This is a genomic window from Streptomyces sp. NPDC050145 (assembly GCF_044460245.1).
Lineage (GTDB): Bacteria > Actinomycetota > Actinomycetes > Streptomycetales > Streptomycetaceae > Streptomyces.
The window spans coordinates 286,562-298,990 of the sequence record NZ_JBITJS010000010.1 but is presented as its reverse complement, the minus strand read 5'-3'; the positions used below and the strand labels follow the sequence as shown (position 1 = coordinate 298,990).

At 71.0% G+C, this 12,429-nt stretch carries 10 protein-coding genes and 2 tRNA genes; 4 read left to right on the top strand and 8 right to left on the bottom strand.

Going from position 1 to position 12,429, the window contains the following annotated elements:
* The first annotated feature begins 122 nt into the window (after positions 1-122).
* The 3 genes from ACIBTU_RS22005 (at position 123) to ACIBTU_RS21995 (ending at position 2,978) form a co-directional block, all read left to right on the top strand.
* Positions 123-893 (top strand): ABC transporter ATP-binding protein, encoded by a 771-nt coding sequence (locus ACIBTU_RS22005; protein WP_399127998.1) that lies wholly within the window; start codon positions 123-125, stop codon positions 891-893.
* Positions 890-1,759, top strand: coding sequence for an ABC transporter permease (locus tag ACIBTU_RS22000; protein WP_399127997.1), 870 nt, complete (start codon positions 890-892; stop codon positions 1,757-1,759). Before ACIBTU_RS22005 ends, ACIBTU_RS22000 begins: the two co-directional genes overlap by 4 nt.
* 82 nt (positions 1,760-1,841) lie before the next feature.
* Positions 1,842-2,978 carry an ABC transporter substrate-binding protein gene (locus ACIBTU_RS21995; protein WP_399127996.1) on the top strand — a complete coding sequence of 379 codons (1,137 nt, stop codon included), beginning with the start codon at positions 1,842-1,844 and terminating at the stop codon, positions 2,976-2,978.
* Between the two features lie 59 nt (positions 2,979-3,037).
* On the opposite strand, the gene ACIBTU_RS21990 is transcribed toward ACIBTU_RS21995, so the two are convergent.
* From ACIBTU_RS21990 to ACIBTU_RS21975, 4 genes are all read right to left on the bottom strand, one after another.
* Positions 3,038-3,111 (bottom strand) — tRNA-Met (locus tag ACIBTU_RS21990).
* A gap of 89 nt (positions 3,112-3,200) precedes the next feature.
* The gene (locus ACIBTU_RS21985; RefSeq protein ID WP_399127994.1) at positions 3,201-5,015 is read right to left on the bottom strand and encodes a tetratricopeptide repeat protein; all 1,815 of its coding nucleotides are present in this window, start codon (positions 5,013-5,015) and stop codon (positions 3,201-3,203) included.
* A gap of 228 nt (positions 5,016-5,243) precedes the next feature.
* Positions 5,244-5,317 (bottom strand) — tRNA-Met (locus ACIBTU_RS21980).
* 43 nt (positions 5,318-5,360) lie between these two features.
* Complete coding sequence (locus tag ACIBTU_RS21975; protein WP_399128068.1) at positions 5,361-8,303, bottom strand: UPF0182 family protein; 2,943 nt, start codon at positions 8,301-8,303, stop codon at positions 5,361-5,363.
* A 136-nt stretch (positions 8,304-8,439) separates the two neighbouring features.
* Here ACIBTU_RS21975 and ACIBTU_RS21970 point away from each other — a divergent pair, with 136 nt between their 5' ends.
* Positions 8,440-8,982 (top strand): PPA1309 family protein, encoded by a 543-nt coding sequence (locus ACIBTU_RS21970; protein ID WP_399127993.1) that lies wholly within the window; start codon positions 8,440-8,442, stop codon positions 8,980-8,982.
* A gap of 102 nt (positions 8,983-9,084) precedes the next feature.
* Here ACIBTU_RS21970 and ACIBTU_RS21965 read toward each other — a convergent pair whose 3' ends face one another.
* The 4 genes from ACIBTU_RS21965 to ACIBTU_RS21950 all read right to left on the bottom strand — a co-directional run bounded on the left by ACIBTU_RS21965 (position 9,085) and on the right by ACIBTU_RS21950 (position 12,332).
* Positions 9,085-10,170 carry a PDZ domain-containing protein gene (locus ACIBTU_RS21965; RefSeq protein WP_399127992.1) on the bottom strand — a complete coding sequence of 362 codons (1,086 nt, stop codon included), beginning with the start codon at positions 10,168-10,170 and terminating at the stop codon, positions 9,085-9,087.
* Positions 10,171-10,306: 136 nt separating this feature from the next.
* Positions 10,307-10,477 carry a hypothetical protein gene (locus tag ACIBTU_RS21960; RefSeq protein ID WP_188336971.1) on the bottom strand — a complete coding sequence of 57 codons (171 nt, stop codon included), beginning with the start codon at positions 10,475-10,477 and terminating at the stop codon, positions 10,307-10,309.
* A 103-nt stretch (positions 10,478-10,580) separates the two neighbouring features.
* On the bottom strand, positions 10,581-11,045 hold the full coding sequence (locus ACIBTU_RS21955; protein ID WP_399127991.1) for a molybdenum cofactor biosynthesis protein MoaE: 465 nt from the start codon (positions 11,043-11,045) through the stop codon (positions 10,581-10,583).
* Positions 11,046-11,219: 174 nt separating this feature from the next.
* Positions 11,220-12,332 carry an SDR family oxidoreductase gene (locus tag ACIBTU_RS21950; protein ID WP_399127990.1) on the bottom strand — a complete coding sequence of 371 codons (1,113 nt, stop codon included), beginning with the start codon at positions 12,330-12,332 and terminating at the stop codon, positions 11,220-11,222.
* Between the last annotated feature and the right edge of the window lie 97 nt (positions 12,333-12,429).

Below are 12,429 nucleotides of genomic sequence, written 5' to 3'. Positions count from 1 at the left end.
ACCGACCCAGCAACGGCGCGACCGCCCCCGCGCCCCAGCAGACGCACCCCCTTCCGCAATCTGACACCCCGTCATATTCTCGCGGCGCCCACCACAATCCAGCCGCACCCCCGGAGGGCCCCGTGCAACACAAACTCCGCGCCCGAGAACTGACCCGCACCTTCGGCGAGACCCGAGCCCTGGGCCCCGTAGACCTCCAACTGACCCCCGGCGAGTTCGTCTGCGTCGTAGGCCCGTCCGGCTGCGGCAAGTCCACCCTGCTCCGGATAGCCGCCGGCCTGACCCGCCCCTCCACCGGCACCCTGGAGATCAGCACCTCCAGCCCCCGCCCGGCCGCGATGATCTTCCAGGACTACGGCATCTACGACTGGAAGACCGTGCTGGCCAACGTCCGCTTCGGCCTGGACATCCAGAAGGTCCCGCGCCGCGAGGCGAACACCCGGGCCCGCGACTGGCTCGCCCGCATGGGCCTCGCCGACTTCGCGGACGCCTACCCCTCCGCTTTGTCCGGCGGCATGCGCCAGCGCGTCGCGATCGCCCGCGCCCTGGCCGTGGAGCCGGAGATCCTGCTCATGGACGAGCCGTTCGCCGCGCTGGACGCCCAGCTGCGCACGATCCTCCAGGACGAACTGCTCGCCCTCACCCAGTCCACGCGCACCACCACGCTGTTCATCACGCACAGCCTGGAGGAGGCGATCGTGCTCGGCGACCGTGTCCTGGTGATGTCGGCGCGGCCGGGCCGGGTGATCGCCGAGCGCCGCCCGCCGTTCGCCCGCCCGCGCACCGGCGACATCCGCAGCACCCCGGAGTTCACCGCCCTGAAGGGCGAGCTCTGGGACCTGCTGCGCGGCGAGGTGTCCCAGGAACAGCACACCGCGGCGGTGCCCGCATGACGACGACCGTCCCCGAGAAGGGCGACACCGCCGGCCTCCTGGTCCGCGCCCCGGGCCCCCGCGAGCTCCACCCGGTCCGCACCCGGCGCCGCCGCCGCGCCCTGGAACTCTCCCTCGCCGTCGCGGTACCGCTCGCCCTGGTCCTGCTCTGGCAGCTCGCGGCCGCGCAGGAGTGGATCGACGCCCGCGTCTACCCGGCCCCTTCCACGATCCTGGCCGACGGCTGGGACCGGGCCGCGGAGGGCGAGCTGTGGCCCGACGTGTGGGCCACCCTGAAGCGCGTCCTCGCGGGCTATGTGATCGGCACGGTCTCCGGCTACCTCCTCGGCCTCCTCATGGGCTCGGTCGCCCTGGTCAGGGCCGCGCTCGAACCTCTCCTCGACGCCCTCTACGTGGTGCCCAAACTGGCCCTGCTGCCGGTCTTCCTGAACATGTTCGGGCTGGGCGAGGGGCCGCAGGTCGCGCTCGTCGCGGCGACGGTGTTCTTCTTCGTCTGGATCTCGACGATGGCGGCGGTCGTCGCCGTCCCCGCCGGGCACCGCGACGCGGGACAGGTCTTCGGCGCGTCCTCCTGGCAGATGTTCCGCCACGTCCTGCTGCCGGCCTCGCTGCCCGCCGTCCTGGTGGGCGCCCGGATCGCGGCCGGCGTCGCGGTGCTCGTCATCGTCGCCTCCGAGCAGATCGCGGCGACGAACGGCCTCGGCCACCTCATCTTCGACGCGCGCGCCCTCTTCCAGAACGACGTCATGTTCGTCGGCATCGTCTGCGTGGCCGTGCTCGGCGTCGTCTTCTCCGAGCTGGTCCGCCTCGCCGGCCGCCTGCTCACCCCGTGGGCCCCGCGCGACCGCGGCCGCGGCCAGTCGTGACGCCGAATTCGTGACGCCGCCCCCCATCCCCTGAGTCCCTTCCCGGTTACGTGTTACGTATGACGCTGTACGGAGGCTCCCCTTGCGCACGCGCTCCCTCGCACTGCCCCTGCTGCTCACCGGCGCCCTGCTGACCGGCACGGCCGCCTGCGCCAAGAACGACACCGCGTCCGACGCGGCCGCGAAGCCGCGCACGATCAAGGCGGTGGCGGGCTGCGGCAAGGCCGGCTGGACCGATCCCGCCGACCGCGCGCCGGACCGGAAACCGGCCCGCTGCTCCCCCGGCTCCCCCGCCCCGGTCAAGCTCGCCAAGACCCGCAAGCTGACCATCGCGACGGGCACCCTGGCCGCCGAGTACGTGGCCCCGCTCGAAATGGCCGTCAAGAAGGGCGAGTTCGAGAAGGAGGGCCTGGACGTCACCTTGAAGGTGCTGCCCACGCCCGACGCACTGCCTCTGCTCGCCAAGGGCGACATCGACGCCCAGTGGGCGGCCCCCGAGGCCGCGGTCATGAACGGCATCCTCGGCGGCTTCGACATCAAGTGGGTCGCCGGGAACTTCTCCCCCGACCCCGCCTCCAAGAGCGGCCTGTGGGTGCGCCTCAAGAAGGGCGAGAGCCCGGACCACGTCACCATGGCCGGCCGCAAGCTCGGCACGATGATCGGCAAGGGTTCCGTCATCTCGTACCCGATGAACACGGCCCTGAAGAAGCACGGCGGCGGCCTCGACAAGATCCAGTTCCAGCAGCTCGGCTCGGCGGACGTGCTGACCGCGCTGCAGAACGGCGGCGTCGACTCGGCCTGGCTGCTCGACCCGGTGTGGCGCAAGATCGACGGCGACCGGCGCTTCGCGTTCCTCGGCGGCCAGCCCCAGGGCGAGCCACTGGGCGGCATGCTCTTCGGCCCGAAGCTCCTGAAGGACGACCCCGACGCGGGCGTCGCCCTGCTGCGCGCGTACATCCGCACGGTGAACACGTACTTCCCGGGCGACTACAAGACGGACCCCGCGTTCGTGAAGGAACTCGCGGACCTGCTCAAGATCGACCAGGGCGTCCTGGAGTCGACCCCGTCGCTGCGCATGGACTGGGAGATCAGGTCCGGCTCGACCGACCGGCTGCAGGCCGCGTACAAGGCGGCGGGCGTCTCCGAGGGCGATCCGCTGCCCGAGTCGCGGACGGTGGACCGCAAGCTCTACGAGGAGGCCGTGGGGCACAAGTCCTGACCGGCCCCACACATGCGCCGAGGCCCGGAGCTCAATGGCTCCGGGCCTCGGACTTTCAGTAGCGGGGACAGGATTTGAACCTGCGACCTCTGGGTTATGAGCCCAGCGAGCTACCGAGCTGCTCCACCCCGCGTCGGTGAACCCAACCTTACGGGATGCCCCCGACCAGCGCAAATTCCTTTCAGCAGCCCCCGCGCAGCCCCGGCAGAGCCCTTGCGGCGCCTACGCGGAGAGCTCCTGGCGGAGCGCGTCGCGCAGCCGCGCGGCCCGCTCGGCGACCTCCGCCGGGCCGAGCTCCACGGCTCGCGAGGCCCACTTCTGGCCCTCGACGAGGTCGCCGCGACGGGTGCGCAGCAGGGCGAGCCGGAGCGCGGCCCGGCCGTGCCCGGCGTCCGCGGCGCGGCGCCACCACAGGGCGGCCTCCGGCTCGCTGCCCTCACGCGCGAGCAGCAGGCCGAGGTTGAAGGCGCCGTTGCGGGACCCCGCCTCGGCGGCCTCGCGGTACCAGCGCGCCGCCTCCACGACGTCCCCGCGCGCGGCGGCGAGCATGCCGACCCGCACCTGGGCGCGCCGGTGCCCGTGCTCGGCGGCCCGCTCGTACCACTCCTCGCACTCGCTGCGCTGGATCACGGGCTCGCCCAGCTCGTGCCGGGTCTCGGGCGGGCGCCGCACGTCGAGCAGCGAGGCGAGCCGGTACGCCGCCTCCGGGCTGCCGCCGCCGGCCGCGCACCGCAGATGCCGCTCGGCGCTCTGCTCGTCGCCGTCGCGCAGCCGGGCGATGCCGGCCTGCAGCGCGGCCTCGGTGTGCCCGCCGGAGGCGGCCCGCTCGTACCACTCCAGCGCCTTGGCCTCGGCCTCCTCACCGGTGCGACCCGCGTAGAGGATGCCGAGGTTGAAGGCCGCGTCGACGCTTCCGGCCTCCGCCGCCTTGGAGAACCAGGGCTCGGCGCCGGTCGCGTCGCCGTGCTGGAGGAGCAGCACCGCCAGCGCGTTGGCCGCCTCGCGGTGGCCCGCGTAGGCGGCGCGGCGGTACCAGCTCTCGGCCTGCTGGGTGCGCTTCTGCTCGGCGCACAGCAGCCCCAGGTTGTACGCGCCGTTGTTGTCGCCCGCGTCCATGGCGGCGCGGTACCAGCGCTCGGCGGTCTGCGTCTCGCCGCGCTGGGCGTGCAGGGCGCCCAGCGCGTTCGCCGCGTTCCCGTCGCCGTCCTGGGCGGCGCGCAGCCACCACACGGCGGCGCTCTCCTCGTCGCCCGCGTCGCGCAGCAGGAAGGCGAGGGCGCACGCGGCGCGCGGCTCGCCGTCCTTCGCGGACGTCAGGTACCAGCGGCCGGCCTCCTTGAGGTCGCCGCGCTTCTCCAGGATGGAGCCAAGATGCAGGGCGGCCCTGCGGTGTCCGCGCGCGGCGGCCTGGCGGTACCACTGCTCGGCCTCGGCGGCGGGCGTGCGCTCCTCCTCGGCCGCGAGGATGTCGGCGGCGCCCTTGCGGTCGAGGGCGCGCGCGAGCCGGTAGGCGGCCTCGCGGTGCCCGCGCTCGGCGGCGACCCGCATCCAGCGCTCGGCGCCGACGTCGGTGCGGTGCTCGAGGAGGTCGGCGAGCGCGTACGCGCCCAGGGTGTGGCCCTGCTCGGCGGACTGGCGCAGCCAGTACTCGGCGGCGGGCTCGTCGCCGCGCTCGCGGTGGTGGCGGCCGAGCGCGTGGGCGGCCGGGGCGGATCCGGCGACGGCGGCGATGCGCCACCAGCCGGCGGCCTCTTCCGCGTAGCCCCGCTGGTGGAGCAGGACGCCCAGGTTGTTGGCGGCGGCCCGGTCACCCTCACCGGTGGCGGCGCGCAGCAGGGGCTCGGCCCCGTCGAGGTCTCCGCGGCGCAGCAGCATCGCGCCGAGGACGCTCATCGCCTCGACGTCGCCGGCCTCCGCGGCCAGCCGTCGGCGTGCTTCTTCTGCGGCCTCAGCCGGCTCCCCCATGTCCTCGGGACCGGAAGGCTGCACAAACCGCCCTGTCTCCAACAGAGTTGCCTTGTCCCCCATAACGTCCATCGTCGCACCACCTGCAACCTGGGTACACCTGGAATACCGCAGCCCGTGAGGTCACTTCAGCGTTTTGTCGACATGCCCACAGAGAGATAAGTGAAACACAGTTTTGCCAACTGGCCCCGGGCGACGCAGCCTTCGCACAGTCTTCGCACATGCCAGCGGCTCTTGACGTCCTGGGTCATGACGCACCGAAGGCCCGGAAGCTGATGCTTCCGAGCCTTCGATCATCAGTAGCGGGGACAGGATTTGAACCTGCGACCTCTGGGTTATGAGCCCAGCGAGCTACCGAGCTGCTCCACCCCGCGCCGTTGTGTTCACAACCTTAGCACGGCGCGGGAGGGGCTCCGGTCACCCGGCGGTCTGGCCCCCGTCCTTCGCGGTGTCCTTCGCCGTGTCCTTCGCGGAGGCCTTGTCGGCGTTCTTGCCGCCGCCCTTCTCGGTGCCGGCCGCCTTGTCGGCCGCGTCCTGGGCCTTCTCGGCGCGCTCCAGGGCGTCCTGCAGCTTGCCCTGCGCCTCGCCGTAGGCGGACCAGTCGCCTTCCTTCATGGCCTTCTGGCCGTCCTCGAAGGCCTTCTCGGCGTCCGCGAGGGCTTCCTTGACCGTCGAGTTCTCCGGCGGGTTCGTCTTGTCCCCACCGGGCTTCTCCGGCTCCGCGGGCGTCGTGCCGTCCACGTCGAAGGCCTGGTTCAGCGCCTCTGACAGGGAGTCGGCGAAGCCTCTGCGGTCCCCGTAGGAGACCGCGACCTTACGCATCAGCGGGTACTCGGAGCTGCGGCCCTGGGCGTACATCGGCTCCACGTAGAGGAAGCCCTTGCCCAGGGGCACGGTCAGCAGATTGCCGTAGAGGACCGTCGAGTCGGCGCCCTTCATGTCACGCACCCAGTTCGCCACCGGGTCCCAGGAGTTGAGCTTGTTCTGCACCTGCTCGGGGCCCTGGGCGCTCTCCTCGGTGACTCTGAGGAGCCTGATGGTGCCGTAGTCCTTGCTGGTGGCGTCGGCGTCGACCGCCATGAACGCCCGCAGGTTGGGCCGGCCGCTCGGGGTGAACGTCGTCGTCAGCGAGAACTGCTGGGCGTCCTGCCCGGGCAGCTTCATGGACAGGTAGTACGGCGGCACCGCGCTGTTGTCCCGCTTGGTCGGGTCGTTGGGGACCTGCCAGGCGTCCGACGCGTTGTAGAACTGGGTCGGCTTGGTGACGTGATACAGGCTGAGCAGCTCGCGCTGGACCTTGAACATGTCCTGCGGGTAGCGCAGGTGCTCCATCAGGTCCGCCGGGATGGCGCTCTTCGGCTCCACGGTGCCGGGGAACGCCTTCTTCCAGGTCTTCAGGACCGGGTCGGCGGAGTCCCACGTGTAGAGCTTGACCTCGCCCGTGTTGGCGTCGACGGTCGCCTTCACCGAGTTCCGGATGTAGTTGACCTGGTTCTGCTGGGCCACCACGGCGCGCTGGCTGTCGCCCTCGTTGAGCGAGTCGGCGGTGCTGTCGCCCAGCGTCGTGCGCGACGCGTACGGGTACCCGTTCGACGTCGTGTAGGCGTCGACGACCCACTTGATCTTCCCGCCGACGACCGTCGGGTACGGGTCGCCGTCGATGGTCAGCCAGGGCGCGACGGCCTCGACGCGCTCCTTCGGGGTGCGGTTGTAGAGAATCCGCGAACCCTCGCCGATGGCCCCCGAGTAGAGGATCTGCGGCTCGCTGAAGGCCACCGCGTACGCCGCCCGGTTGACCGGGTTGTCGAGGTTGACCCCGCTCTTCTCCTTGTAGCTGGTGGTCTGCTGGGTGCCGTCCTCCTGCTCGTAGTCCAGCTCCTTCTGCGGCCCGCCGACGATCGAGTACTGCGTCGTCTTCTCGCCGTAGTAGATGCGCTGGTCGTACGTGCCGAGGTTGCCGTCGGTCGGCAGTCCGGACTCGGTGAACTGGGGCGCGCCCTGGGACGTCGACGTGCCCTTCGCCGTCACGGCGCCGTAGCCGTGCGTGTAGACGAAGTGGTCGTTGATCCAGTTGCGCTTGTCGAGCTTGCCCAGGTTCAGCTCACGCAGGCCCACCACCGTGTCCTGGCCGTCGTACCGGTCCACGTCCAGGGTGGTCGGGAACTGGTAGTACTTCCGCTGCTGCTCGAGCTGCTGGAAGGTCGGCGAGACCACGTTCGGGTCGTTGAGGCGGTAGCTGGCCGCCGAGTCGGCGTCCGTGCGCTGCTTCTTGGTGTCCGTCGAACCCTTGCCGCTGTAGTCCTCGATCGGCGTGTTGTCGATCTCGTAGGCCTTGCGGGTCGCGTCGATGTTCTTCTGGATGTACGGCGCTTCCTTGGCCTGCTCGTTCGGCTGGACCTGGAACTTCTGGACGATGGCCGGGTACAGGCCGCCGATCAGGATCGCCGAGAGGACCATCAGGCCGAAGCCGATGACGGGCAGCTGCCAGGTGCGCCGCCACAGGGTCGCGAAGAACAGGATCGCGCAGATGACGGCGATGCAGAACAGGATCGTCTTGGCCGGCAGGTACGCGTTCGCGTCCACGTAGCGCAGACCCGTCCAGTTGTCCGTCGCCTTGAAGTCGCTCGACTTCACGGCGAGCCCGTACCGGTCGAGCCAGTACGCGACGGCCTTCAGGGCGACGAACACGCCCAGCAGGACGGACAGATGACCGGTCGCGGCGGCGGTGGCCCGCGCGCCCGGGCTGGTGATGCGCAGCCCGCCGTACAGGTAGTGCGTCAGCGCGGCGGCGACCAGGCCGAGGACCGTGGCGGCGAACCCGAAGCCGAGCAGGAACCGGTACCAGGGCAGGTCGAACGCGTAGAAGGCCACGTCCATGTGGAACTGCGGGTCCTTCTGGTGGAACGGCACGCCGTTCACGTACATCAGCCAGGTGCGCCACTGGCTCGCGGCCGAGGCACCGGCGATCAGGCCCACCAGGGCCGTGATGCCGATGAGGAGCCACTTCTTGAAGGGCGCGATGCCCATCCGGTAGCGGTCCAGGCTCTGCTGCTCCATGGACATGGCGCTCAGCGGCGGGCGCAGCCGGTGCGCCAGCCACACGTTCACCCCCACGGCGACGGCCATGAGGAGGCCGAAGACGAAGAAGAGCCCGATCTTCGTCCACAGAGTCGTCGTGAAGACGGACGAGTACCTGACCGACCGGTACCAGAGCCAGTCCGTCCAGAACCCGGCGAACATGACGAAGGCCATGCCGAGCACGGCCAGGACGCCCAGCGTCAACAGCAGCGTCCGGGCGCGCCGGGAGGGTCGGCCCACTCTGATCCGCGGCCCCGTCGGGCCCCCGCCGCGGTCCGGCATCTGGAAAGCCAAGGTCTGCACCTCGAAGTTCAGTCGATCGGTCAGGCCCCCGAGATCGCGGACCCATCACCTATGCAACTTACTCACGCTTTACTCAGTTCCCGGTTCGGGGGACGAACGAGGCAGGATTGTGACCATGTCCAACACTCCCATGGCAGCGAGCCCCCTCACCCGGGCCGTGCTCGAGATCGACGAGTACGCATCCGGCCTCGGCTGGGACCAGCCCGCTCGCCTCTTCGCCCTTGTCGACACGGCCGCGCTGCGTGCCCAGGAACCCGCTCTCGCCGCCCAGCTCGGTCTCGAGGGCGAGCAGGCGGCCCCCGGCCTCACCCCGATCGAGCAGGACGAGGTTCCTGCCGACAAGCCGCTGGACAAGTTCCTCGGCACCATCGCGTGGCCCGACGCCGTCGTCGGCTGCGCCCTGACCGTCGAGCGGCTGATGCTCCCGCCGTCCGCCGAGGCCTCCGTACCGGAGGGCCTGAGCGACAAGAAGCTCACCCAGTGGGTCGCCGCGCACCCGGACCGCCAGGAGGTCCGGATGACCGTCGCGGTGCTGCGTGACGGCACGCGCGAGTCGGCGCTGCGGCTGCGCGAGAAGGACTCGTCCACGGAGGTCCTCACGGGCTCCAAGCTGGTCCCCGGCCTCGCCGAGGCCCTGTCGGCGACCTTCGCCGACTGAGTCGGTTCCTCACCACCTGCACCGCCTACGGAGAAGGGGCGCACCGGGAGATCCCGGTGCGCCCCTTCTCGCGCGTCTACTTGCCCGCTCGTTCCCGCGCGTCTACTTGGCGGTGCAGGTCGGCAGGTCGGAGGTCCTGCCGCTGCGGATGTCCTTGAGGGCGCCCATGGCGTCGTCGATGGTGTCCACCTTGACGAGCGTGAGGCCGTCCGGGGTCTCCTTGGCCGCCGCTGCGCAGTTGTCCTTCGGCGTCAGGAAGTACTCGGCGCCCTTCGCGCGCGCGCCGACGGTCTTCATCTGGATGCCGCCGATCGGGCCGACCTTGCCGGCGTCGTCGATCGTTCCCGTGCCGGCGACGAACTTGCCGCCCGTGAGGTCCGCGGGCGTGAGCTTGTCGACGATGCCGAGGGCGAACATGAGTCCGGCGCTGGGCCCGCCGACGTCGGCGAGCTTGATGTCGATCTGGAACGGGAAGGTGTGGTCGGTCCCGGCCTGGATGCCGACGATCGCGCGGCCGTCGTCGGCCTTGTCCGTCTTGATCGTCACGTGCTCCGTACGGGTCGCCACCTTGCCCTCCTTCTCGGCGGCGGCGGCCTCCTTGACGGGCACGATCGTGAAGTCGACGTCCTCGCCCGGCTCGTGCTTGGTGACGAGCTTGGCGACGTCGGAGGGCTGGGTGACCTTGGTGCCGTCGACGGCCTTGATGACGTCACCGGCGTGCAGCCGGCCCTCGGAGGGGCTGTCCTTGACGACGGTGGAGACGATCACCCAGGACTTCACCGGGATGTGCAGCTCGTCCAGGGCGGCGACCTTGGCGCTCTCCTGGGACTGGCTGAACTCCTCGGCGTTCTCCTGCGAGGACTGCTCCTCGGTCTGGCCGTCCGGGTAGAGCGTGTCGTGCGGCACCACGATGCTGTCGTGGGCGACCCATCCGTAGACCGCCGACACCAGGTTCATGTTGTAGTCGGCGCTGGTGACGCGGACCGTCGTCATGTTCAGGTGTCCGGACGTCTCGTACGTCTTGTGCCCGGAGATCTGGATCACGGGTTCGCCGTCGTGGTCCGCGAGGGTGTTCACCGTCGGGCCCGGGGACATCTCCGCGTAGGGGACCTTGATGAGCACCCCTGCGCAGAGGAGCGCGATCAGCATCAGGGTCGAGGCGAGCATCGTCGCGGTGCGGCGTGGCATGGAACGACAGTACGGGACGGGTCCCCCGGCGCACCCGTGGGGCCGGGCCGTACGGGGCCCGGCCGGATCACGTACCGGAACGCGACCACGTCACGTACGGGAGTGCGAGTGCGTCAGGTGCCGGAGTGCGGGTGCGTCACGTGCCGGAGTGCGAGTGCGACCGGTCCATGGCCTCTCGGAAGCGTGTGTAGCCGCCGATCTCGCTCACGTCGCCCGCCTTCTTGCGGTTGCGCCCGGCCCACGAGCCCCACAACCCGGCGCCGACCGCAGCGACAACCGGAATGAGCAGCCACATGAGTGCCGCCATGCCGACCTCCCGACCCCATGAGCGTCCGCAACTGACTGATCAGCAGATTAACCATCCGCACTGTCAACGCTCGCCTCAGGGGTGCGGTTACGCAACCGGAACCTCAGCAGGCTCCCACCCACTCTTCCGTACCGTCCGAGAAGGTCTGGTGCTTCCAGATCGGCACCTCGTGCTTGAGGTCGTCGATCAGCTTGCGGCAGGCCTCGAAGGCCTCGCCGCGGTGCGGGCAGGACACGGCGACGACGACGGCGAGGTCCCCGACGCTCAGGTCCCCGATGCGGTGCACGGCCGCGAGCGCCCGAACGGGGTACTCGGCGACGACCTTGTCCGCGATGCGCCGCATCTCGGCCTCGGCGGTCGGGTGACAGGAGTACCCGAGCTTGTCCACGTCGGCGCCGCCGTCGTGGTTGCGCACGGTGCCCACGAAGAGCGCCGTGCCGCCCGCCGCGTCGTCGCCGACGGCCCGGAAGACCTCGTCGACGGAGAGCGGGGTCTCACGGACGGCGAGCAGCTTGATGGGGTCGTGGGCCGCCTGCTCACCAGGGTGGTCGTGCGTCGTGGGTGCCATGCCTCCCATCGTGCCGCACGCCGGTGACAACGGTGAATAGCGCTATCGCCCGGCACGCGCGCGTGGTGGCTTGGAGGCTCCTACAGGAGGAGCCGTCCCGATCGTCGGCAGGAGCGTTTCCGCGGGGACAGGTCCACGGGCCGGGCAGGGCACCCCTGCCGGCCGCGGCCCGCCTCAGATGCGGCGCCGCGCCTTGCGGACCCGGCGCACGGCCGCGGCCGCGCCCAGCAGCGCCACCGTCGCGCCGGCCGCACCCGCCGCCGTCGCGTCCTTGCGGCCGAGTCGCCGGCCCGCCACGGTGTGCCGTCCCGCGACCTCCTCCAGGAGCTCCGCGAGGACCTCCTCGTTGGTCCATCCGGGCCGCCATCCGGCGTCGTGCAGCCGGCTGCCGCTCACGACCCAGGGGTACATCGTGTAGGCGAGGTCCCCGGCGGGCGAGGGCGTCAGGCCGATCCGGTGCAGCCTGGCCGCGGCGCCGAGCGCCACCGCCGAGGGCAGCTCCATGCGCCGGATGCCGCTGAGCTCCTCGACCTCCTCCTGCTCGAGCCAGCCCTCGCAGCCGACCGTGAGCTCCCCCTCGACCTTCTCCAGGACCGCGTACTCCAGGGCGCTGCACAGGTCCTCCACGTGGCAGAACTGCCATGCGGGACGGGAGCCCGCCACCACGAGGAGGCGCGGCGACTCGAAGTAGCGGGTGAGGGCCGTGTCCATGCCGCCGACGAGCACCGCGGGACGCACCACGGTGACGTTGAGGCCGGGGTGCGCGCGGGGGGCGCGCTTGGCGAGCCGCTCGATCTCCAGGAGGTCGCCGACGCCGGTCGCCTCGGCCGTGGCGCGCAACTCGGCGTCCTCGGACAGCGGCAGCTCGTTGTCCTCCAGCGCCCCGTAGACCATGGCGGACGTGCACAGGACGACGCGGTGGACGCCGGCGGCGGCCGCGGCGGTCAGGACGGTCTGGGTGCCGCGCACGTTGTAGGCCGTGCGGGCCGCGGGGTCGGACTCCAGGTCGAGGTCGAGCGCCAGGTGGACGACGACGTCGGCGCCGCGCAGCTTCTCGGCGATCGCCGGGTCGCGGACGTCCAGGATGTGCCAGGTCGCGGCGGCGCACTCGCCCCGCCGCTCGTCGATGGCGAGCACCTGCTTGATCTCGTCCGACGCGGCGAGCCGCTCCGTGAGCAGGGCGCCGACGCCGGACGCGGCACCGGTGACCGCGACGACGGGGCCGCGCGCGGCCGGACTGGTTGAGGGGTTTCGCGCTGCGCGAACCTGCGGATCTGGGGAACTCACCGGGCGTCTCCAGCGGTTGTCTTCAGTACGTTCGTGTATGACGCGTACGTACCAGGAGGCATCCATCCTGCCGCAGGCCATGAGCCGGCGAAGCACT

Coding starts and splice junctions, on each gene's coding strand:
- ACIBTU_RS21960 (WP_188336971.1), bottom strand. CDS start 10,477: ATGGCGGCACTCATGTGGCTGCTCATTCCGGTTGTCGCTGCGGTCGGC.
- ACIBTU_RS21985 (WP_399127994.1), bottom strand. CDS start 5,015: ATGGACGTTATGGGGGACAAGGCAACTCTGTTGGAGACAGGGCGGTTT.
- ACIBTU_RS21965 (WP_399127992.1), bottom strand. CDS start 10,170: ATGCCACGCCGCACCGCGACGATGCTCGCCTCGACCCTGATGCTGATC.
- ACIBTU_RS21970 (WP_399127993.1), top strand. CDS start 8,440: ATGTCCAACACTCCCATGGCAGCGAGCCCCCTCACCCGGGCCGTGCTC.
- ACIBTU_RS21975 (WP_399128068.1), bottom strand. CDS start 8,303: ATGCCGGACCGCGGCGGGGGCCCGACGGGGCCGCGGATCAGAGTGGGC.
- ACIBTU_RS22000 (WP_399127997.1), top strand. CDS start 890: ATGACGACGACCGTCCCCGAGAAGGGCGACACCGCCGGCCTCCTGGTC.
- ACIBTU_RS21955 (WP_399127991.1), bottom strand. CDS start 11,045: ATGGCACCCACGACGCACGACCACCCTGGTGAGCAGGCGGCCCACGAC.